The following is an 18,846-nucleotide window of genomic DNA, read 5'->3' as shown; positions in this document are numbered from 1 at the left end:
TAAAAGCCAGGCGCGGCCGGGCAGAGGATCGGGGAACCGAAGATTATAGCTTTTTTTTCAGGACCGCCTCATCGGCCTTGCTCAGGCGACCGGCGGCGCGTGCGGCGGCAATCAGGTCGGGCCGCCGGGCGGCGGTGATGGCCAGGCGCTGGTCGCGGCGCCAGCGCTCGATCTGCACGTGGTGCCCCGACAGCAGCGGGGCCGGCACGCCCTGCCCGTTCCATTGCTCCGGCCGGGTGTAGTGCGGGCAGTCGAGCAGGCCGTCGAGCGAAGGATTGAAGCTGTCCTGCACGTGGCTGGCCTCGTCGCCCAGCACGCCGGGCTGCAACCGCGCCACGGCATCGAGCAGGGCCATGGCCGCGATCTCGCCGCCCGAGAGAACGAAGTCGCCGAGGCTGATCTGGTGCGTCACGCGCGTGTCGATGAAGCGCTGGTCGATGCCTTCGTAGCGGCCGCAGACCAGCACCGCGCCTTCGCTGGCCGACCAGCGCTCGACCGCTTCGTGGCGCAAGGTTTGGCCGATCGGGGAGAACAGCACGACCGGCGCCTGGGAACCGCGCGCGGCCAGCGCCGCGTCAAGGCAGGCCGACAGCGGCTCAGCCATCATCACCATGCCGGGGCCACCGCCAAAGGGCCGGTCATCGACGCGCTTGTAGTTGCCCTGCGCGAAGTCGCGCGGGTTCCAGAGCACGACCTCGACCTGCTTCGACTCGTAGGCGCGGCGCGTCACGCCACTGGCCATGAAGGGCGCGAACAGCTCGGGAAACAGCGTGAGGACGTCGAAGCGCATGCGCGCAAGCCCCAGATCAGAAATCGGGTTGCCAGTCGACCGTGATAAGGCGGCCGGCCAGGTCGACCTTGTCGACGAAGACCGAGACGAAGGGCACCATGCGTTCGATGGCCTTGCCGTCTTCCTCGGCCGCGAGCACCAGCGTGGTCTGCGGACCGGTGGCGAGCAGTTCGCGCACCGTGCCGAGCGCCACGCCTTCGCGGTTGACCACCGACAGGCCGATCAGGTCGACCCAGTAGTACTCGTCGTCGCCGGCCGTCGGAAAGCTCGAGCGCGGCACGAACACGCGCGCGCCGCGAAGCGCCTCGGCCGCATTGCGGTCGGGCACGTCCTCGGACGAGGCGACGATGCAGTCGGAATGTTCCTTGGCTTCGCGGATCGCGAGCCGGAAAGCTGCGGTTGCCGAGGCTCCGGGAGCCTGCAGGAACCAGCGCTTGGAAGAAAAAAGCGCCTCGGGCTGGGCGCTGTGGGGCAGGACCTTGAACCAGCCCTTGATGCCCCATGCATCGGCGATGCGCCCTACCTCGACCGCATCCGCCGGCAATTCGGCGGCTTCGAGTGCGGGCAGCATTGGCGTGCCGGACGGCTTAAGCCGCCGCCTTGGGAGCCGCTGCAGCGGCTTGCTTGATCAGGCGCAGGACCGTGGGCGAAGCTTGTGCGCCGACGCTCTTCCAGTAGGCCAGGCGGTCCTGGGCAATACGGATGCTTTCTTCGTTTTCCTTGGCGGTCGGGTTGTAGAAACCCAGGCGCTCGATGAAACGGCCATCGCGGCGAACGCGCTTGTCCGACACGACGATGTTGAAGAACGGACGGCCTTTGGAGCCGCCGCGGGAAAGTCGAATGACGACCATGATTTATCCTTGGGTGGTGCAGCAAGCCCGTTTTTTGACAAGAGGCCCGCTCACAGTGTTCTTTCAACGTCGAGACACGCGACATGGCCACCCGGCCAGCGACACGCTGAAAAGCCTGCGATTATAGCCCGACCTGCGTTTTCTCCGAATTTCCGCGCTTGCCGCATCCCGTTTGCCACCTGCATGACCCTCACCATCCGCTCCAGCCGCGACGAAGACATCGCGGCCGTCACGGCCATCTACGCCCACCACGTGCTCAACGGCACCGGCACCTTCGAGACCGAGCCTCCCTCGGCCGAGGACATGGCCGCGCGGCGTGCCGACGTTCTTGGCAAGAGCCTGCCCTACCTCGTGGCCGAAGAAAACGGCGAGGTGTTGGGTTTTGCCTACTGCAACTGGTTCAAGCCCCGCCCGGCCTACCGCTTTTCGGCCGAAGACTCGATCTACATCTCCGAAGCCGCACGCGGCAAGGGCCTGGGCGCCCGGCTGCTGGCCGCCCTCTCGCAGGCCGCCGAAGCGGCGGGCGTGCGCAAGCTGATCGCCGTCATCGGCGATTCGGCCAATGCCGGCTCGGTCGGCGTGCACCGCAGCCAGGGCTTCACGCACGTGGGCGTGCTCAAGGACTGCGGCTGGAAGTTCGGCCAATGGCGCGACGTGGTCCTGATGGAAAAAGTGCTGGGCGAAGGCAGCACCACCCAACCCGAATGAAAAACAAGACCATTGCCGCCTGGCTCTCCTTCCTGGGCGGCCCGCTGGGCCTGCACCGCTTCTACCTTCGCGGCATGGGCGACTGGCTCGGCTGGCTGCTGCCCATTCCCACGGCGCTGGGCCTGTACGGCATCGAGCGCGCGCGCATGTACGGCCTGGACGACGGCTGGAGCTGGGTGCTGATTCCGCTGCTGGGCTTCACCATCGCGGGATGCGCGCTGACGGCCATCGTCTACGGCCTCATGACGCCCGAGAAGTGGAATGCCCGATTCAACGGCAGCGCGCCTTCGGACGCCGCGCCGGGCCGCACGAACTGGGCCACGATCGGCGCCGTGGTGCTGGCGCTCCTGTTCGGCACCACGGTGCTGATGGCCAGCATCGTGTTCAGCTTCCAGCGCTACTTCGAACACCAGGTCGAGGAAGGCCGGAAGATTTCGCAGTAGCTGGCCGCTGCGCGCGCCGGAAGCTCAGAAAAGCTGCAGGCTGAGCCAGTAGGCGATGGCGGCCACGAAAGCCGACGCCGGGATCGTGAAGATCCAGGCCCAGACGATGTTGCCCGCCACGCCCCAGCGCACCGCGCTTGCGCGCTGCGCCGAGCCCACGCCGACGATGGCACCGGTGATGGTGTGAGTGGTCGACACGGGAATGCCCAGCGCGGTGGCCAGGAACAGCGTGAGCGCACCGCCGGTCTCGGCGCAGAAGCCGCCCACAGGCTTGAGCTTGGTGATCTTCTGGCCCATGGTCTTCACGATGCGCCAGCCGCCGAACATGGTGCCCAGCGCAATCGCGGCGTAGCAGCTCACGATGGTCCAGGTCGGCGGGCTCGAGTCCGTGGCCGAGGCATAGCCGGTGGCGATCAGCAGCATCCAGATGATGCCGATGGTCTTCTGCGCGTCGTTGCCGCCATGGCCCAGGCTGTAGGCGCCGGCGGACACCAGCTGCAGCCGCCGGAACCAGCGGTCGATGCGCGACGGCGTGGCGCGCCGGAAGCCCCAGGCCACCAGCACCATCATCATCGAGCCCAGCACGAAACCGAGGAAGGGCGAAACGAAGATGAAGGCCACGGTCTTCCAGATGCCCGACGCCACGAGGCCGCCGGTGCCGGTCTTGGCGATCACGGCGCCCACGATGCCGCCGATCAGCGCGTGCGACGAACTGCTCGGGATGCCGTAGTACCAGGTCACGAGGTTCCAGCTGATGGCACCCACGAGCGCACCGAAGACCACGTGCACATCGACCACGCCCGGCTGGGCAATGCCCTTGCCGACCGTCGCCGCCACGCTCAGGTGGAAGATGAAGATCGCGATCAGGTTGAAGAAAGCCGCGAACAGCACGGCATGGCCCGGCTTGAGCACGCCGGTGGACACCACGGTGGCGATAGAGTTCGCCGCATCGTGGAAGCCGTTCATGAAGTCGAACAGGATCGCGAGCGCGACCAGCACCATCACCACCCAGAGGGCGACCTGAACCGTTGCCATCGATGGTTACCGCTCAGGAATTCTCGAGGACGATGCCCTCGATGACGTTGGCCACGTCCTCGCACTTGTCGGTGATCGTCTCGAGCAATTCGTAGATTGCCTTGAGCTTGATCACCTCGCGCACGTCGGGCTCCTCGCGGAACAGCTTGCTCATGGCGCTGCGCATCACGCGGTCGGCATCCGACTCGAGGCGGTCGATCTCCTCGCAGGTCTTGAGCGTGGCCTCGGCCACCGCCGGATCGGCGATCTTGCCGAGGAACTTGACGGCGTCCTTCAGGCGGTCGCAGCACTTCACGCTCAGGGCGGTGAGGCGCACGATCTCGTCGGTCATGTGGCGCACGTCGTACAGCGCCATGGTCTCGGCCGAGTCCTGGATCAGGTCGGCCACGTCGTCCATGGTGTTGATGAGCTTGTGGATCTGCTCGCGGTCGATCGGCGTGATGAAGGTCTTGTGGATCAGCCGGTTGACGTCGTGCGTGACGCGGTCGGCCGCACGCTCGGCATTGTCGACGTCGCGGTTGTACTGCTCGCGCAGATGCACGTCGTTGTAGTTGGCCACGAGTTGCTCGAACGCCCGCGCCGCTTCGACGATGCGCTCGGCGTGCTGGTTGAACATCTCGAAAAAATTCCCCTCGCGGGGCAGCAGCTTGCCGAACATGGCGCTCTCCTGGGTTCGCGGCTGCCACAAATGCGTGACAACGTCATGAAAAACCGCGCAAGTGTAATGGGCGCAGCAAAGCCGGCCGAGCAACAGGGGTCACCGCCCCCGGCCGCTCAGTCGCGAATCCGCTCGATCACCTGCGAGGAAACGCGGGCAAGCGCCGCGCGCGGCACCTTGTCGGGCGCGATCTCGGCGAGCGGCTTCAGCACGAAGGCGCGGTCGCGCATGCGCGGGTGCGGCAAGGCCAGCGCAGGCGTGTCCTTGATCGCGTTGCCGTGCATCAGCAGGTCGAGGTCGAGCGTGCGCGGGGCATTGGGAAAGGGCCGTTCGCGGCCGGCCTGCGCCTCGAGCAGGTGCAGCTCGGCCAGGAAAGCCTCGGCCGTGAGCCCGGTCCGCACAGCCACCACGGCATTGATGAAATCGGGCCCGGCCGCATCGACCGGCGCGCTGCGGTAGAGCGACGAGCGCGCCGTCACCACGGTGCGCTCGATGGTGCCGATGGCGTCCATGGCCGCCTTCACGGCAGCCTGGGCGTCGCCCAGGTTGGCGCCGATGGCGACGAAGGCCTGCACGGTCGGATAGTCCTCGCGCGTGCGGCGGGCGGGCGCACCGGCAGGCCCGGCCCTGCCCGCGCGCCGCGCGGGCGCCGGCCCGCTGCTCTTCGGCTTCGGCGAAGGGCCGCCACGCGATGGCGGCCGGCCCTGGCCGCCGCCGCTCTTGCCGTCCTTCGGCCGGTTCGGTGCGCTCATTCGGCTGCGGCGCTCCCGCCGCCCTCGCCGCCACCACCTCCGGTGCGCGGCTTGCGGCGACGGCGGCGCTTGCGCGGCGCGGCCGGCTCGCCGTCGGGCGGCACGGCGCCGGCTTCGACTTCGACTTCCTCGGCCTCGTCGCCCTGACGCGTGTCGGCATCGGGCTGGCGCTGGCGCGGCGCCGGTTCGCCGCGGGAGGGCTTGGGAGCGACCGGGTCGCGCGTTCGCACGCGCTGGCGGGTCTTCTGCTCGTCGCGCACCTGCTCCAGCAGGTCTTGCTGGCGCACGTCGTCGGCGATGCTGAACTCCTGCCACCACTCGGCAATGGCCTCGCTGACCTCGCCCACGTCGGCGCGCAGCCGCATGAAGTCGAAGGCGGCGCGGAAGCGCGCCTGGTCGACCAGGCTGTAGGGGGTGGAGCCGGTGCGCTTGTCGAAGCGCGGCTGCATCATCCAGATCTCGCGCATGTCGGCAGCGAGCTTGCCGCGGCCCGAGACATCGCCGATGCGGGCGTTGAACACGTCGTCGATCGCGTCCTGGAGCGCCGGGAACGGCGGCTGCGGGCGCTGGCCATGCCGGCCCTCGACACGCTGCGCCCAGCCGTCGCGCACGTCGGCCCACAGCACGCAGGCCAGCAAGAAGCTCGGCGCCACGGGCTTGCCTTCGCCGACGCGGCGGTCGGTGTCCTGCAGCGCCGCCTTCACGAAGGGCTGGTCGGCCCGCTCCACCACCACGTCGAGCAGCGGATAGATGCCCTTGGCGAGCCCCAGCTTGCGCAGCTGCTCGACGGTGGCAATGGCATGGCCGGTCTGCAGCAGCTTGAGCATTTCGTCGAACAGGCGGCTTTGGGGCACGTCGGCCAGCAGCTTGCTCGATTCGACCAGCGGCGCGGCCGTCTTGGCTTCCATCTTGAAGCCGAGCGCCGCGAGCTTGGCCGAGAAGCGGATCGCGCGGATGATGCGCACCGGGTCCTCGCGGTAGCGCGTGGCCGGGTCGCCGATCATGCGCAGCGTGAGCTTCTGGGCATCGCGGATGCCGTTGTGGTAGTCGACCACGACCTGGTTGGCCGGGTCGTAGTACATGGCGTTCACGGTGAAGTCGCGGCGCGCCGCGTCTTCTTCCTGCGGGCCCCAGACGTTGTCGCGCAGCACGCGGCCGCTGGCGTCCACCGCATGCTTCATGCTCGCGAGTTCGCCCTTGCTGGTGCGCTCGTTGCCGGCTACCTGCTCGGCGGCGGCGTTGTCCATGTAGGCGCGGAAGGTCGAGACCTCGATCACTTCGTGCTCGCGGCCGCGGCCGTACACCACGTGCACGATGCGAAAGCGCCGCCCGATGATGAAGGCGCGCCGGAAGAGCGACTTGACCTGCTCGGGCGTGGCGTTGGTGGCCACGTCGAAGTCCTTGGGGCGCAGCCCCAGCAGCAGGTCGCGCACTGCGCCGCCCACCACGTAGGCCTCGTAGCCCGCCTGCTGGAGCGTGGTGACGACGTTCCTGGCACGTTCGTCGACCAGGGCTGGATCGATCTTGTGAACCTCTGCCGGCACCTCCTGGCGCTTGCCGAAGCGGCTCTTGCCCTGTGCGCCGCCGGCCGATTTGCCGAGCAGCTTGTCGATGAATTTCTTGATCATTGTTGGTTGAAGCTCTTCTCTATTCGTTTTCGAGCATGGATCGGATCAGCGGGATCGTGATCGCGCGCTGTGTCTGAAGGGCGTAGCCGTCGAGCTGCGTGAGCAGCTCCATCAGGCTGCCCAAGTCGCGGCTGAAGCGGTGCAGCATGTAGTCGAGCACCTCGTCCGACAGCATGACGCCGCGCGTGTCGGCGGCCTGGCGCAGCACCGCGCGGCGTTCGCTTTCGCTCAGCACCTGCAGGTGGAACACATGGCCCCAGCCCAGCCGGGTGCGGAGGTCTTCGCGCAGCGGCAGGTCGGCCGGCGGCAGCGCGCCCGCGGCCACCACGCCGCGCTGCAGGGTCTGCGCATTGACGAACCAGTTGAAGGCCGCGTGCTGCTGCACGGCGGTGTAGAGGTGCACGTCGTCGAGCAGCACGGCACCCCAGCGCTCGTCGAATTCGGGCGGCTCCAGCAGGCCGGCATGCAGCCAGCCCACGCTCGCGCCCTGCTCGCGCAGCGCGACACGCACCGATTCGAGCAGATGGGTCTTGCCGCTGCCGCCTTCGCCCCAAAGATAGGTGGGCACGGGAGAGTGGGGCACGGCGCTGCCGGCGCCGCCCACCCACAGTTGCAGGTGCCGCAGCGCCGCCTCGTTCGGGCCGGCAAAAAAAGCGTCGAAGCTGGGGCCCGTCGCAATGCCGATATCGAGCGCGAGCTGTTTCATCCCGGGAAGGTTCATGGAGGGGGCCCGGAGGGCCCTTAAAATCGTGAGGAATTCTATCGGCCCGGCCGCTTCGGTCGCCGGCGCCTCCACCTTCCCGCCCTTCTCGACACCGTCCGACCATGACTTCCCCCACGCCCACCCCGCTCAGCTACAAGGATGCAGGTGTCGATATCGATGCCGGCGACGCACTGGTCGACCGCATCAAGCCGCTGGCCAAGAAGACCCTGCGCGAAGGCGTGCTGGCCGGCATCGGCGGCTTCGGCGCGCTGTTCGAGGTGCCCAAGCGCTACAAGGAGCCGGTGCTGGTGAGCGGCACCGACGGCGTGGGCACCAAGCTCAAGCTGGCCTTCGAATGGAACATGCACGACACGGTCGGCATCGACCTGGTGGCCATGAGCGTCAACGACGTGCTGGTGCAGGGCGCCGAGCCCCTGTTCTTCCTCGACTATTTCGCCTGCGGCAAGCTCGACGTGGACACGGCCGCGGCCGTGATCGGCGGCATCGCCCGCGGCTGCGAGATCTCCGGCTGCGCGCTGATCGGCGGCGAAACCGCCGAAATGCCCGGCATGTACCCGGCCGGCGAGTACGACCTGGCGGGCTTCGCGGTCGGCGCGGTCGAAAAGTCGAAGATCCTCACGGGCCAGAACGTGAAGCCCGGCGACGTGGTGCTGGGCCTGGCCTCGGCCGGCGTGCATTCCAACGGCTTCAGCCTGGTGCGCAAGGTGATCGAACGCGCGGGCGCCGATCTGCCCGCCACGCTCGACGGCAAGCCGTTCCGCGAAGCCGTGATGGAGCCCACCCACCTTTACGTGAAGCCGGTGCTCGAGGCGCTGGCCAGGCACCCGATCAAGGCGCTGGCCCACATCACGGGCGGCGGCCTGCTCGAGAACATTCCGCGCGTGCTGCCCGAAGGCACGGCCGCCCACCTCAGGAAGGGCAGCTGGCCGCAGACCGAGCTCTTCGCCTGGCTGCAGAAGGTGGCCGGCATCGACGACCTCGAGATGAACCGCACCTTCAACAACGGCATCGGCATGGTGGTGGTGATCGATGCGGCCGAAGCGGCCGCCTGCGCCGCCACGCTGCGCGCGGCCGGCGAGTCGGTGTTCGAGATCGGCACCATCGCCGAACGCGGCGCGGGCGCCGCCGTCGTGGTTGGCTGATCTCCCCGCTGCCAGGCTCGCAAGCGCAGCACCCGGAACCTGATGGCCAAACCCTCCCTCGCCACCTTCGAGACCAAGCCCCAGGCCGCCTCGCGCAACGTGGTGCTGGCCAGCTACCTGCTGATGCCGGCCGCCCTGCTGCTGGTGATGTGGCAGCACCTGCTGCCCGGCCTGCTGTGCGTGTGCATCGGCTTCCTGGCCACCCGCTGGTTCGCGCGGCTGATCGGCGCCGGCCTGGCGCGGCTGAAGCTGCCGTCCGGGCGTGCCGACGTGCTGGCCCGGGTGCTGGCGGTCACGCTGGTGCTGCTGGCGCCCATTGCGCTGATCTCGCTGGGCCTGTCGCAGGCGCGCGAGTACATCCTCGACGCGCCCGACCAGTACCGCGAACTGCTCGACTACACGGCGCGCACGGTGCTCGAACTGCGGCTCAAGCTCCCGCCCGAGATTGCGGTCTACCTGCCCGAAGGCGCGGCCGAGGTGCAGCGCGTGGTCGCCAACTACCTGCGTGCCCAGGCCGGATCGCTGGCGCTGGCCGGACGGGCGTGGCTCGGCGGCCTGCTGTTTGCCTACGTGGGGCTCATCGTCGGCGGGCTGGCGGCCATCGCACCCTCGCCGCTGCAGCGCCGGCCGCTCGCCGCGCAGCTGCACCGCCGCATCGCCATCTTCGGCGAGGCCTTCGGCCAGATCGTGGCCGCGCAGTTCTGGATCGCCGCCTTCAACACGCTGCTGACCGCCATCTTCCTGCTGTTCCTGATGCCGCTCTGGGGCCGCCACCTGCCCTACACGCCGGCGCTGATCACGCTGACCTTCGTGGCGGGCCTGGTGCCCATCGTCGGCAACCTGGTCTGCAACTCGGTGATCACGCTGGTGGCGCTGTCGGTGTCGCCCGTGACGGCGCTGGCTTGCCTGGCGTTCCTGATCATCATCCACAAGGCCGAATACGTGATCAACGCCAAGGTGGTCGGCAGCCGCACGCAGATGCGGGTGTGGGAGCTGCTGGCGGTGATGTTCGTGGCCGAGGCGGTGTTCGGCCCGGCTGGACTGGTGGCGGCGCCGCTCTTCTACGCGTACCTCAAGAAAGAGCTGCAGGCCGCGGGGCTTGTCTAGATGTCCTGATTTGATCGGTTCTGGTCCGCTTCGGCGCGGACCGTGCCCTGGCGGCGCAGAAGAATAGGCGGCATCATCCACTTCGCCGTTTCGAGCCAACGCCATGAAATCCTGTCTGATTGTGATCGACGCGCAGGAATCGTTTCGCCAGCGCGCGTACTGGTCCGAGCGCGTTGCGCAGCCCTATTTCGCTGCCCAGAACGCGCTGATCGAGGGCTGCCTGGCCGCCGGTCTTCCGATCGTGCGCGTCTTCCACGTCGACGGTCCCGCTGCCGCAAGCCATCCCTTCGCGGTCGAGTCGGGCTTCGTGCGGCCGATCGACGGCCTGGCGCCATTTGAGGCAGCGGCCACCTTCACCAAGAACCGCCACAGCGCGCTGGTCAACAGCGGGCTCGACATCTGGCTCACGCAGCAGGGCATCGGCCGGCTGATCGTGAGCGGCATCCGCACCGAGCAATGCTGCGAAACCACGGCGCGCCACGGCTCGGACCTGGGCTGGGAGGTCGACTACGTGACCGAGGCCACGCTGACCTTCGACATGCCGCAACCCGACGGCCGGCCGCTTGCCGCCGCCGATATCAAGGCGCGCACGGCGGCTGTGCTGGATGGCCGGTTCGCCACGGTCTGCAGCGTGGCGCAGGCGCTCGAGCGCGCCGGCGCCCACGCCACGGAAAGCCTGGCCGCATGAGCCTTCGCGTACTGATCCTCGCCTACGACGGCGTCGAGGCGCTCGACTTCGCGGGGCCGTTCGAGGTGTTCACCACCGCGAGCCGCGTGAGCCAGCGCATGGATCCCGGTACGCCGGCGCCTTTCGAGGTGGCTTCGGTGGCGGCGAGCGCCAGCCAGCCCGTGCAGGCACGCGCCGGCCTGCGCCTGCTGGCCGACCACGACCTGGACGCGGATCCGAAGGCCGACCTGCTGATCGTGCCCGGCGGCGTGGTCGATGCGCCCATGGCAAGCGCCGCCACCCTGCGCTGGATCGCCGGTTGCGCGGCCGGCGCGCAGCTCGTCGCCTCGGTCTGTACCGGCGTCTTCCTGCTCGCCAAGAGCGGCGTGGCCACGCGCGAAGCCGTCACCACGCACTGGGAAGACATTGCAGACTTGCGCGAGCAGTTCCCCTCGCTCGACGTGCGCGAAAACGAGCGCTGGGTCGACAGCGGCCGCATCGTCAGTTCCGCGGGCATCAGCGCGGGCATCGACATGAGCCTCTACCTGGTCGAACGGCTGGCCGGCCGCACGCTGGCCGAACGCACGGCGCGCCAGATGGACTACGCATGGACCTCCAACAGCAGCAGCCCATCCGCGTAGTGTTCGTGCTGCTGCCGGGCAGCCTGGTGCTCGACTGGGCCGGCCCGGCCGAGGCGCTGCGCATCGCGAACCAGCGGCTGCACGCGGCCGGCCAGCCCGAGCGCTTCGAGATCGAATTCGCGGGCCCGCGTCCCACCTCGATCGGATCCGTGGGCGTTGCGCTCGCCAACATCGCGCCCTTGCCGACGCAATGGCCGAGCCCGGCCTGGCTCGTGCTGGTCGGGCTGCCCGGAGACGCCATCCCGATCGACAACGCCGAGACGCAGGAGCTGCTGCACTGGCTGCGCGGCCAGCGCTTCGAACCCGGCCGGCTCGAGCTGGTCACCGTCTGCGCCGGCGCGCTGCTGGCCGCGCACGCCGGTGCGCTCTCCGGCCGGCGCGCCACCACGCACCACCATCACCTCGACGAACTGCGCGCGGTGGAGCCGCGCTGCGAGGTGGTGGCCAACCGCGTGTTCGTGATCGATCCGCCGGTGTACAGCAGCGCGGGCGTCACCACCGGCATCGACCTGGTGCTGCACCGCATCGCCGATGTGTGCGGCGAAGCACTGGCCGCCCAGGTGGCGCAGACGATGGTGGTGGCGCAGCGGCGCGGTCCGCACGATCCGGAGCTGTCGCCCTTCCTGGCCTACCGCAACCACCTGCACGCCGCACTGCACCGCGTGCAGGACGCCGTCAGCGAGCAGCCGCAGGCCGACTGGAGCGTGCCGCGGATGGCGGAAGTGGCCCACACCTCGGCACGGCACCTGACGCGGCTGTTCGTCGAGCATGCGGGCGTGGCGCCGCTGGCCTACCTGCGGCGGCTGCGGCTGGCGGCCGCGCAGCTTGCGCTGGCCTCGGGCGCGAGCGTGACGCGGGCGGCGGAAATCTCGGGCTTCGGCTCGGACACGCAGCTGCGGCGCGCCTGGCACCAGTTCGGATTGCCCGGTTCGCCTTCGGCCTCGGCGTTGAAGGCGTAGCGGCCGCCGGCTTCTTGAGGAACCTCAGCCCTGCGCAGCCGCACAGGCCCGCGCACGCGCCAGCAGCAGGGTCCGCTCGCGCGTGTTGCGCGTGAGCGAGGCGGCGCGGTCGAATTCCTTCTGCGCCTCGTCGCGGCGCCCGAGCTTCAGCAACAGGTCGCCGCGCACCGCCGGCAGCAGGTGGTAGGCCCGCAGCGCCGGCTCGCCCACGAGCGCATCCACCACCTCGAGCCCCGCGGCCGGCCCGAAAGCCATCGACAGCGCCACCGCGCGGTTCAATTCGACGATGGGCGATGGCGACAGCTCGGCCAGCGCGTCGTACAGCGCAGCGATGCGCGGCCAGTCGGTGTCTTCTGCCGTGCGCGCGCGGCCATGGCAGGCGGCAATGGCCGCCTGCAGCGCATACGGGCCGAAGGCGCCGCCAAGCGCCTCGGCACGCGCCAGTGCCGCCAGGCCGCGCCGGATCAGCATGTGGTCCCAGCGCGCGCGGTTCTGCTCGAGCAGCAGCACCGGCTCGCCCGAGGCGCCCACGCGCGCGGCGGTGCGCGAGGCCTGGATTTCCATCAGCGCCACCAGGCCATGCACTTCCGAGGCATCGGGCATCAGCTCGGCCACGATGCGGCCCAGGCGCATGGCTTCCTCGCACAGCGCGGGGCGCATCCAGTCGTCGCCGGCCGTGGCCGAGTAGCCTTCGTTGAAGATCAGGTAGAGCACCTCGAGCACCGAGGCGAGCCGCGCTTCGAGTTCATGCCGGCGCGGCACCTCGAAGGGCACGCGCGCTTCGAGCAGCGTGCGCTTGGCGCGCACGATGCGCTGCGCCACGGTGGCTTCGGGCACGAGAAAGGCCCGGGCGATCTCGTCGGTGCCGAGGCCACCCATCAGGCGCAGCGTGAGCGCCACGCGCGCCTCGGTCGAAAGCACGGGATGGCAGGCGGTGAAGACCAGCCGCAGCAGGTCGTCGCCGATGTCGTCGTCGAGCGCGGCATCGACAGCCTCGGCGAAGTCGGCCTGGGCCATCTCGTGCTGCGCGTCGAGCTCGCGGCCGATCTCGGGCGCCTTGTGCTCGGCCAGCTGCCGGTGGCGCAGCCGGTCGAGCGCGCGGCGCTTGGCCACGGCGGTGAGCCAGGCGGCGGGGTTGTCGGGCACGCCTTTTTCGGGCCATTGCTCGAGGGCCGACACCAGCGCGTCCTGCGCCAGTTCCTCGGCCAGGCCCACGTCGCGCACCATGCGCGCGACGGTGGCGATGATCCTGGCGGATTCGATGCGCCATACCGCCTCGATGGTGCGGCCGACCGCTTCCTGGTTCCTGCCATTGCTCATGCGTGCGCTTCCTCATTGTCCAGGAGGTGCAATAGCATCCGCACATGAAGCAGTGCTGCCTCCTGATCCTGGCCATGGTCCTCGGCGGTGCCCAAGCCGCCGAGGTCGAACGCAACAGCCTCGGCATGGCTTTCGTCAGGCTGCCGGCCGGCGAGTTCCTGATGGGCAGCGACGAACCGCCCGAATCGTTGGCCGCCGCCTATGGGCAGCTGCCGAGAGAGCGATTCGCGCAGCTGGGCGACGAGGGGCCGGTTCACCGGGTGCGCATCACCCACTCCTTCTGGATGGGCCGGCACGAGGTGACGGTCGGCCAGTTCCGGCGCTTCGTCGAAGCCTCGGGCTACGTGCCCGAGTCGGTGGCCGACGGAACCGGCGGCTACGGCTGGCGCGCCGACTACGACCCGGCCACCACGAAGCGCGGCGACGCCTTCGAGGGCCGCGACCCGCGCTACTCCTGGCGCAACCCCGGCTTCGCGCAAGGCGACGACCATCCGGTCGTCAACGTGACCTGGAACGACGCCCAGGCGCTGGCGGCCTGGCTGAGCAAGACCGAGGGCCGCCGCTACCGGCTGCCGACCGAGGCCGAATGGGAATACGCCTGCCGCGCCGGCACGCGCAGCCGCTACAGCTCGGGCGACGAGCCGCACTCGCTGCTGGGCGCGGCCAACGTGTTCGATGCGAACAGCGCCCGGTACTGGCCGCGCTGGCAGCCGATGGCGCTGGACGGCGACGATGGCTACGCGTTCACCGCGCCGGTCGGCAGCTTTGCGCCGAACGCCTGGGGCCTTTACGACATGCACGGTAATGCGTGGGAATGGGTGGCCGACTGGCATGGCGAGAAATACTACGCGCAGTCGCCGCTCGACGACCCGCAGGGCCCCGCCCAAGGCGGAGTGCGGGTACGCCGCGGCGGCTCCTGGCACACCTGGGCCTTCTATGCCCGGGCGGCCTATCGCAACTGGAACGCGCCGGACACGCGCTACACGCTGGTGGGCATCCGGCTGGTGCGAGAGGACTGACCAGCGGATCCTATTTCTTGACGGCCTGCATCGACGCGAATTCGGTCGTCAGCGCCTGCACCTCGGGCGGGAAGTCGGCAATTTCCTGGATCTGCCGGACCTCGATGACCTCGTTCTCGCTGCCGGGGCAGCGCGTGGCCCATTCGATGGCATCGGCGCGCGAGGGCACGTCGATGATCCAGTAGCCGCCGAGCACTTCCTTGGCCTCGGCGAAGGGGCCGTCGACCACCTTGGGCTTGCGGCCCGGAAAGCTCACGCGCGCACCCATCGAGGGCGGATGCAGGCCGTCGCAGCTGATCAGCACGCCGGCCTTCTGCATCGACTCGTTGTAGGCCATCATGGCCGCCACCGCATCGACGTCGTCGGGAATGGTGCCGGGCGCGGCGGTTTCGTAGCCGTGGGGAATCATCAGCAGCATGAATCGCATGGCGGTCTCCTTCTCTTCAAGGTCTTGTCAGCTGCCGGCCTTAGCCAAGGCCTCTGCGCGCAGGCGCTCTTCCTGCGCCAGCAGTTCGGGCGTCATCGAGTCGCCGAAATCGGAGGCTTCGAACACCTGGCGGATCTCGATCTCGCCCTCCTGGAACGGGCTGCGCTTGATCCACTCGATGGCTTCCTCCTTAGATTTGACCTGAAGCAGCCAGAAACCCGCGAGCAGTTCCTTCGTTTCGGCAAAAGGACCGTCGATGACGGTGCGCTTGAGGCCTTCGCAGCGCACGCGCGCACCCCTGGAAGACGGATGCAGCCCTTCGCCCGCCAGCAGCACGCCGGCCTTGACCAGTTCCTCGTTGAACTTGCCCATGGCGGTGAGCACCTCGGTACTCGGCATCACGCCGGCTTCGGAATCCTTGTTGGCCTTGACCAGAACCATGAATCGCATGTCGTTTCTCCTGAAGGTTGATGAAATCGGGAGGTGCTGGAATTTGCGCGCTCCTGTTCACACGTCGCGCGAGCGCAAGCCTGATCGACACGCCGCCTCGATCTATTTGTAATTTTATGTATCAGAAATTCAGGGCAGATAGCCGCAGAAACGCAGCACATGCCCGTCGGGCTCGCGGATGGCGAATTCGCGCAGGCCCCAGGGCTGCGAGACGGGCGGCTCGATCACCGTGACGCCGCGCTTCGCATAGGCCGCGTACAGGCCGTCGATGTCCTTGCCCACGTGGATCACGATCTCGCCGCGCCAGGGCGGCGCCCCGCGGGTGTTGCACTGCCACAGCCGCAGGTAGACCGGGTCGCCGTAGCTGCGGTCGCCCTTCTTGACCCGCGCGTAGCTCGGTGGCTCGCCGGCGATGAAGTCGATCTCGAAGCCCAGCACGTCGCGGAACCAGCGCGCGGCGCGCGCGGCGTCGGACACCGGCAGCACGGGCTGCACGCCGTGGAATTCATGCAGGGTGCCGAGATCGGGCGCGTCGGCCACGCCGGTGCTGGTGGCCATCAGTCGGATTCGCGCCGCAGCGCCGCGACGCGCTCCGCAATGACGTCGACGTCGAGCGCGTCTTCCGCATGCTCGAGGTAGGTTTCCAGGTCGCGCACGGCGGCCGCCGTGTTGCCCTGCTCGGCATGCGCGATGCCGCGGTCGCGGTACTCGCCCCAGGCGTTGGGCAGCAGCGCGATGAGGCGGTCCTGCACGGCGATGGCGCGCTGCCAGTCTTCCTGCGCGCGGTGCACTTCCTTCAGGTTGCGCAGCATGCGCCCGATGATCTCGCGCGAGCTGGCGGGCTGCAGGTACAGGCCCAGCGGCACGTCGAAATCGCCGACCAGCCCGTTGCTGCGCTTGTAGGGTTCGAGCCGCTCGCCGAGCTCTTCGCGCGAGAGCGACTTGCCGGTGAAGGGGTCGATCACCACCTGCCCCTTGGGCAGCGTGACCTTGAGCATGAAGTGGCCCGGAAAGCCGATGCCGCGCGCCTGCAGGCCCAGCCCCTGCGCGAGCTCCATCCACAGCACCGCCAGCGAAATGGGAATGCCGCGGCGCGTGCGCAGCACGGCGTTCAGGTAGCTGTTGTCGGGGTCGTAGTAGTCGTTGACGTTGCCGCCGAAGTTCAAGTCGTTGAAGAAGAACTGGTTGAGCGCGCGCAGCCGGGCCAGCGGCGCGGCATCGGCCGGCAGCCGGCGCTTCAGGCGCGCGAGCAACTGGTCGACGTCGCCCAGCACCTGCTGCACGTCGAGGTCGGGGTATTCGTCCTGCGCGAGGCTGGCGGCAGCCTCCAGCAGCGGAAAGTGCTCGTCGCTCTGCACCAGCGATTCGAAATACGCCAGGGCCGTGGGAACCTGAAAGCTGAACGTCATGTGTCTTTGTAGAGGAGCATTCGGGGAGCGTCAAGGCGGTGTTTTCAGCTTGCGCAGTTCGAAAACGGCTGCGTTGCGGAAAGCCGCAACGCAAGGCCTCTTACCGGCGCATGAAACTGCGAAGCCGCACGCCCACGGCCGCGAGCACCGCGAAATACAGCAGCGCCGCGCCGGCGATCAGCGCGGCCAGCAGGCCGATGCGCAGGAAGCGCTGCTCGCGCAGGCCGATCCAGTCGAAGTGGCGCGAACCCCATGCCAGCAGGGCCGCGAGCACCAGCATTCCCGCCAGTACCTGCAGCGCGAACTTGCCCCAGCCGGGTTCGGGCTTGTAGCTGCCGCGGCGGATCAGCCCGACCAGCAGCCAGACCGCATTGACCAGCGCGCCGATGGCAATGGTCAGCGTGAGCGCCGCATGCTGCAGCACCGGCACCAGGAAGAAATTGAGGACCTGGGTCAGCACCAGCACGCCCACGGCGATCAGCATGGGCGTGCGCGTGTCCTGCCTGGCGTAGTAGCCGGGCGCGAGCACCTTGATGGCCACCAGGCCGATCAGCCCGACGCCATAGCCCATCAGCGCCACGGTGGTGCGCTGCACGTCCTCGCCCTGGTAGGCGCCGTTGTGGAACAGCACGGCCACCAGCGGCTGGGCAAAGAGCAGCAGCGCGACGGCGCACGGCGCCGACAGCAGCACCACCAGCCGCAGGCCCAGGTCGAGCAGCGACGAGTAGCGCGCGTCGTCCTTGGCCGCGCGGGCGCCGGCCAGCTGCGGCATCAGCACCACGCCGAGCGCCACGCCGAGCATCGCGGTCGGAAACTCCATGAGGCGGTCGGCATTGCCGATCCAGGTCACGCTGCCGACCGCAAGATGCGAGGCGATCTGCGTGTTGATGAGCAGCGAGATCTGCGCCACGCTCACGCCCAGCAGGGCGGGCAGCATCAGCTTCAGCACCTGGCGCGTGGCGGGGTCGCGCCAGGCGTCGCCCAGGGCCTTGAAGCTCGCACCGATGCGCGGCAGGAGGCCCAGCGCACGCAACGCCGGAATCTGGATGGCCAGCTGCAGCACGCCGCCGACCAGCACGCCCACGCATTGGGCATAGATCGGCTCGATGCCGTAGCGGCGGAACAACGGCGCCCCGACGACGATTGCCAGGATCAGCGCGATGTTGAGCAGCACCGGCGAGGCGGCCGGCACCGCGAACTTGCGCCAGGTGTTCAGGATGCCGCCCGCCAGCGCCACGAGCGACATGAAGCCGATGTAGGGGAACATCCAGCGCGTCATGACCACGGCGGCGTCGAAGCCCGCCAGCCCGCTGGCCATGGCCCACACCAGGAGCGGCGCGCCGGCCACGCCGGCCACGCAGACCACCACCAGCGCCCAGGTCAGCAGCGTGGCGACATGGTCGATCAGCGCCTTGGCGCCCTCCTGGCCGGCTTCGGTCTTGCGCGCCGCGAGCACCGGCACGAAGGCCTGGCTGAAGGCGCCTTCGCCGAAAACCCGCCGGAACAGGTTGGGAATGCGGAAGGCGACGTTGAACGCGTCGGTCAGCGCGCTGACGCCGAACACCGAGGCAAAAAGCACGTCGCGCACGAGGCCCGTGATCCGCGAAGCGAGGGTCAGCAGGGATACGGTGGAAGCGGATTTGAACAGGGACACGGGGGCGAGTGTAGGGCCCGGCAAGCCCCGATTCGGCGAAAAAGGCAACCCGGCCTATAATGGAGGGCTTTGCTGCATCATCCTCAGACACCTAAGGAACCAAACCATGGCATCCGCCAAGCCCAAGAAAAAGAACCCGCGCCTCGCCTCCGGCCGTAAGCGCGTCCGCCAGGACACCAAGCTCAACGCTGCGAACACCTCGCTGCGCTCCAAATACCGCACCGCCGTGAAGAATGTCGAAAAGGCCGTCCTGGCCGGCGACAAGACCAAGGCAAGCGAACTCTTCGCGAAGGCCCAGAGCATCGTCGACACCGTCGCCGACAAGGGCATCTTCCACAAGAACAAGGCTGCTCGCGACAAGAGCCGCCTGTCGGCGAAGGTCAAGGCCCTCGCCCTCGCGCCTGAAAAGGCCGCCGCCTGACACCTGTCAGGCAAGCCCGGACCGGAATTCTCCGGTCCGCC

At 68.7% G+C, this 18,846-nt stretch carries 23 protein-coding genes; 9 read left to right on the top strand and 14 right to left on the bottom strand.

Annotated elements, in window-relative coordinates; translation table 11 throughout:
* Positions 1-43: 43 nt before the first annotated feature.
* From trmD to rpsP, 3 genes are read right to left on the bottom strand one after another with little or no spacing between them, the layout of a single operon-like run.
* Entirely contained in the window at positions 44-790 is a 747-nt protein-coding gene (gene trmD / locus FB547_RS09380; RefSeq protein ID WP_145741561.1) for a tRNA (guanosine(37)-N1)-methyltransferase TrmD, read from the bottom strand.
* A 16-nt stretch (positions 791-806) separates the two neighbouring features.
* Complete coding sequence (gene rimM / locus FB547_RS09375; RefSeq protein ID WP_145741560.1) at positions 807-1,361, bottom strand: ribosome maturation factor RimM; 555 nt, start codon at positions 1,359-1,361, stop codon at positions 807-809.
* 16 nt (positions 1,362-1,377) lie between these two features.
* Positions 1,378-1,641: a 30S ribosomal protein S16 gene (gene rpsP / locus FB547_RS09370; protein ID WP_007831311.1), complete on the bottom strand. Its 264-nt coding sequence runs from the start codon at positions 1,639-1,641 to the stop codon at positions 1,378-1,380.
* A gap of 183 nt (positions 1,642-1,824) precedes the next feature.
* Between rpsP and FB547_RS09365 the strand changes: the two genes are divergently transcribed.
* Together FB547_RS09365 and FB547_RS09360 are read left to right on the top strand one after the other, a co-directional pair.
* The gene (locus FB547_RS09365; RefSeq protein WP_145741559.1) at positions 1,825-2,349 is read left to right on the top strand and encodes a GNAT family N-acetyltransferase; all 525 of its coding nucleotides are present in this window, start codon (positions 1,825-1,827) and stop codon (positions 2,347-2,349) included.
* Positions 2,346-2,792: an NINE protein gene (locus tag FB547_RS09360; RefSeq protein ID WP_145741557.1), complete on the top strand. Its 447-nt coding sequence runs from the start codon at positions 2,346-2,348 to the stop codon at positions 2,790-2,792. The genes FB547_RS09365 and FB547_RS09360 overlap by 4 nt, the downstream gene beginning before the upstream one ends.
* 24 nt (positions 2,793-2,816) lie before the next feature.
* Here the strand turns inward: FB547_RS09360 and FB547_RS09355 are convergent, their stop codons facing one another.
* From FB547_RS09355 to hda, 5 genes are all read right to left on the bottom strand, one after another.
* A complete protein-coding gene (locus tag FB547_RS09355; protein ID WP_145741555.1) occupies positions 2,817-3,827 on the bottom strand; it encodes an inorganic phosphate transporter in 1,011 nt (336 codons plus the stop codon).
* 13 nt (positions 3,828-3,840) lie between these two features.
* Complete coding sequence (locus tag FB547_RS09350) at positions 3,841-4,485, bottom strand: DUF47 domain-containing protein (protein WP_021006205.1); 645 nt, start codon at positions 4,483-4,485, stop codon at positions 3,841-3,843.
* A 116-nt stretch (positions 4,486-4,601) separates the two neighbouring features.
* On the bottom strand, positions 4,602-5,237 hold the full coding sequence (gene folK, locus FB547_RS09345) for a 2-amino-4-hydroxy-6-hydroxymethyldihydropteridine diphosphokinase (RefSeq protein ID WP_307697194.1): 636 nt from the start codon (positions 5,235-5,237) through the stop codon (positions 4,602-4,604).
* Positions 5,234-6,865 (bottom strand): polynucleotide adenylyltransferase PcnB, encoded by a 1,632-nt coding sequence (gene pcnB / locus FB547_RS09340; RefSeq protein WP_145741553.1) that lies wholly within the window; start codon positions 6,863-6,865, stop codon positions 5,234-5,236. The genes folK and pcnB overlap by 4 nt, the downstream gene beginning before the upstream one ends.
* A gap of 19 nt (positions 6,866-6,884) precedes the next feature.
* Positions 6,885-7,571 (bottom strand): DnaA regulatory inactivator Hda, encoded by a 687-nt coding sequence (gene hda / locus FB547_RS09335; protein WP_223262175.1) that lies wholly within the window; start codon positions 7,569-7,571, stop codon positions 6,885-6,887.
* 119 nt (positions 7,572-7,690) lie between these two features.
* On the opposite strand from hda, the gene purM reads away from it, so the two are divergent.
* The 5 genes from purM to FB547_RS09310 all read left to right on the top strand — a co-directional run bounded on the left by purM (position 7,691) and on the right by FB547_RS09310 (position 12,105).
* Positions 7,691-8,731, top strand: coding sequence for a phosphoribosylformylglycinamidine cyclo-ligase (gene purM / locus FB547_RS09330; RefSeq protein ID WP_145741550.1), 1,041 nt, complete (start codon positions 7,691-7,693; stop codon positions 8,729-8,731).
* A gap of 42 nt (positions 8,732-8,773) precedes the next feature.
* The gene (locus FB547_RS09325; RefSeq protein WP_145741549.1) at positions 8,774-9,838 is read left to right on the top strand and encodes an AI-2E family transporter; all 1,065 of its coding nucleotides are present in this window, start codon (positions 8,774-8,776) and stop codon (positions 9,836-9,838) included.
* 103 nt (positions 9,839-9,941) lie between these two features.
* Complete coding sequence (locus FB547_RS09320; protein ID WP_145741547.1) at positions 9,942-10,526, top strand: cysteine hydrolase family protein; 585 nt, start codon at positions 9,942-9,944, stop codon at positions 10,524-10,526.
* Complete coding sequence (locus FB547_RS09315; RefSeq protein ID WP_145741545.1) at positions 10,523-11,146, top strand: DJ-1/PfpI family protein; 624 nt, start codon at positions 10,523-10,525, stop codon at positions 11,144-11,146. The genes FB547_RS09320 and FB547_RS09315 overlap by 4 nt, the downstream gene beginning before the upstream one ends.
* Positions 11,113-12,105, top strand: coding sequence for a GlxA family transcriptional regulator (locus FB547_RS09310; protein ID WP_145741543.1), 993 nt, complete (start codon positions 11,113-11,115; stop codon positions 12,103-12,105). The genes FB547_RS09315 and FB547_RS09310 overlap by 34 nt, the downstream gene beginning before the upstream one ends.
* 24 nt (positions 12,106-12,129) lie before the next feature.
* On the opposite strand, the gene FB547_RS09305 is transcribed toward FB547_RS09310, so the two are convergent.
* On the bottom strand, positions 12,130-13,425 hold the full coding sequence (locus FB547_RS09305) for an RNA polymerase sigma factor (protein WP_145741541.1): 1,296 nt from the start codon (positions 13,423-13,425) through the stop codon (positions 12,130-12,132).
* A gap of 44 nt (positions 13,426-13,469) precedes the next feature.
* Here FB547_RS09305 and FB547_RS09300 point away from each other — a divergent pair, with 44 nt between their 5' ends.
* Complete coding sequence (locus tag FB547_RS09300; RefSeq protein ID WP_145741539.1) at positions 13,470-14,444, top strand: formylglycine-generating enzyme family protein; 975 nt, start codon at positions 13,470-13,472, stop codon at positions 14,442-14,444.
* A 10-nt stretch (positions 14,445-14,454) separates the two neighbouring features.
* Here FB547_RS09300 and FB547_RS09295 read toward each other — a convergent pair whose 3' ends face one another.
* The 5 genes from FB547_RS09295 to murJ form a co-directional block, all read right to left on the bottom strand.
* Positions 14,455-14,871 carry a YciI family protein gene (locus FB547_RS09295; protein WP_145741538.1) on the bottom strand — a complete coding sequence of 139 codons (417 nt, stop codon included), beginning with the start codon at positions 14,869-14,871 and terminating at the stop codon, positions 14,455-14,457.
* 27 nt (positions 14,872-14,898) lie between these two features.
* Positions 14,899-15,321, bottom strand: a complete 423-nt coding sequence (locus FB547_RS09290) for a YciI family protein (RefSeq protein ID WP_145741536.1) — start codon at positions 15,319-15,321, stop codon at positions 14,899-14,901.
* Between the two features lie 129 nt (positions 15,322-15,450).
* Entirely contained in the window at positions 15,451-15,879 is a 429-nt protein-coding gene (locus tag FB547_RS09285; protein WP_145741534.1) for a bleomycin resistance protein, read from the bottom strand.
* On the bottom strand, positions 15,879-16,730 hold the full coding sequence (locus tag FB547_RS09280) for a SirB1 family protein (RefSeq protein ID WP_124957143.1): 852 nt from the start codon (positions 16,728-16,730) through the stop codon (positions 15,879-15,881). Before FB547_RS09280 ends, FB547_RS09285 begins: the two co-directional genes overlap by 1 nt.
* A 100-nt stretch (positions 16,731-16,830) precedes the next feature.
* On the bottom strand, positions 16,831-18,384 hold the full coding sequence (murJ, locus tag FB547_RS09275) for a murein biosynthesis integral membrane protein MurJ (protein WP_145741532.1): 1,554 nt from the start codon (positions 18,382-18,384) through the stop codon (positions 16,831-16,833).
* 106 nt (positions 18,385-18,490) lie between these two features.
* On the opposite strand from murJ, the gene rpsT reads away from it, so the two are divergent.
* Positions 18,491-18,805 carry a 30S ribosomal protein S20 gene (gene rpsT / locus FB547_RS09270; RefSeq protein WP_007831346.1) on the top strand — a complete coding sequence of 105 codons (315 nt, stop codon included), beginning with the start codon at positions 18,491-18,493 and terminating at the stop codon, positions 18,803-18,805.
* The last annotated feature ends 41 nt before the right edge of the window (positions 18,806-18,846 follow it).

The sequence above is a fragment of the Variovorax beijingensis genome, from assembly GCF_007828835.1.
GTDB classification, from domain to species: Bacteria; Pseudomonadota; Gammaproteobacteria; order Burkholderiales; family Burkholderiaceae_C; genus Variovorax; species Variovorax beijingensis_A.
The sequence above is the reverse complement of the archived record's forward strand: the minus strand, read 5'-3'. Positions and strand labels throughout refer to the sequence as shown.

Bases quoted from the DNA above. Each gene is read 5' to 3' on its own strand.
- trmD (WP_145741561.1), bottom strand. From the start codon at position 790: ATGCGCTTCGACGTCCTCACGCTGTTTCCCGAGCTGTTCGCGCCCTTC.
- rimM (WP_145741560.1), bottom strand. From the start codon at position 1,361: ATGCTGCCCGCACTCGAAGCCGCCGAATTGCCGGCGGATGCGGTCGAG.
- rpsP (WP_007831311.1), bottom strand. From the start codon at position 1,641: ATGGTCGTCATTCGACTTTCCCGCGGCGGCTCCAAAGGCCGTCCGTTC.
- FB547_RS09365 (WP_145741559.1), top strand. From the start codon at position 1,825: ATGACCCTCACCATCCGCTCCAGCCGCGACGAAGACATCGCGGCCGTC.
- FB547_RS09360 (WP_145741557.1), top strand. From the start codon at position 2,346: ATGAAAAACAAGACCATTGCCGCCTGGCTCTCCTTCCTGGGCGGCCCG.
- FB547_RS09355 (WP_145741555.1), bottom strand. From the start codon at position 3,827: ATGGCAACGGTTCAGGTCGCCCTCTGGGTGGTGATGGTGCTGGTCGCG.
- FB547_RS09350 (WP_021006205.1), bottom strand. From the start codon at position 4,485: ATGTTCGGCAAGCTGCTGCCCCGCGAGGGGAATTTTTTCGAGATGTTC.
- folK (WP_307697194.1), bottom strand. From the start codon at position 5,237: ATGAGCGCACCGAACCGGCCGAAGGACGGCAAGAGCGGCGGCGGCCAG.
- pcnB (WP_145741553.1), bottom strand. From the start codon at position 6,865: ATGATCAAGAAATTCATCGACAAGCTGCTCGGCAAATCGGCCGGCGGC.
- hda (WP_223262175.1), bottom strand. From the start codon at position 7,571: ATGAAACAGCTCGCGCTCGATATCGGCATTGCGACGGGCCCCAGCTTC.
- purM (WP_145741550.1), top strand. From the start codon at position 7,691: ATGACTTCCCCCACGCCCACCCCGCTCAGCTACAAGGATGCAGGTGTC.
- FB547_RS09325 (WP_145741549.1), top strand. From the start codon at position 8,774: ATGGCCAAACCCTCCCTCGCCACCTTCGAGACCAAGCCCCAGGCCGCC.
- FB547_RS09320 (WP_145741547.1), top strand. From the start codon at position 9,942: ATGAAATCCTGTCTGATTGTGATCGACGCGCAGGAATCGTTTCGCCAG.
- FB547_RS09315 (WP_145741545.1), top strand. From the start codon at position 10,523: ATGAGCCTTCGCGTACTGATCCTCGCCTACGACGGCGTCGAGGCGCTC.
- FB547_RS09310 (WP_145741543.1), top strand. From the start codon at position 11,113: ATGGACCTCCAACAGCAGCAGCCCATCCGCGTAGTGTTCGTGCTGCTG.
- FB547_RS09305 (WP_145741541.1), bottom strand. From the start codon at position 13,425: ATGAGCAATGGCAGGAACCAGGAAGCGGTCGGCCGCACCATCGAGGCG.
- FB547_RS09300 (WP_145741539.1), top strand. From the start codon at position 13,470: ATGAAGCAGTGCTGCCTCCTGATCCTGGCCATGGTCCTCGGCGGTGCC.
- FB547_RS09295 (WP_145741538.1), bottom strand. From the start codon at position 14,871: ATGCGATTCATGCTGCTGATGATTCCCCACGGCTACGAAACCGCCGCG.
- FB547_RS09290 (WP_145741536.1), bottom strand. From the start codon at position 15,321: ATGCGATTCATGGTTCTGGTCAAGGCCAACAAGGATTCCGAAGCCGGC.
- FB547_RS09285 (WP_145741534.1), bottom strand. From the start codon at position 15,879: ATGGCCACCAGCACCGGCGTGGCCGACGCGCCCGATCTCGGCACCCTG.
- FB547_RS09280 (WP_124957143.1), bottom strand. From the start codon at position 16,730: ATGACGTTCAGCTTTCAGGTTCCCACGGCCCTGGCGTATTTCGAATCG.
- rpsT (WP_007831346.1), top strand. From the start codon at position 18,491: ATGGCATCCGCCAAGCCCAAGAAAAAGAACCCGCGCCTCGCCTCCGGC.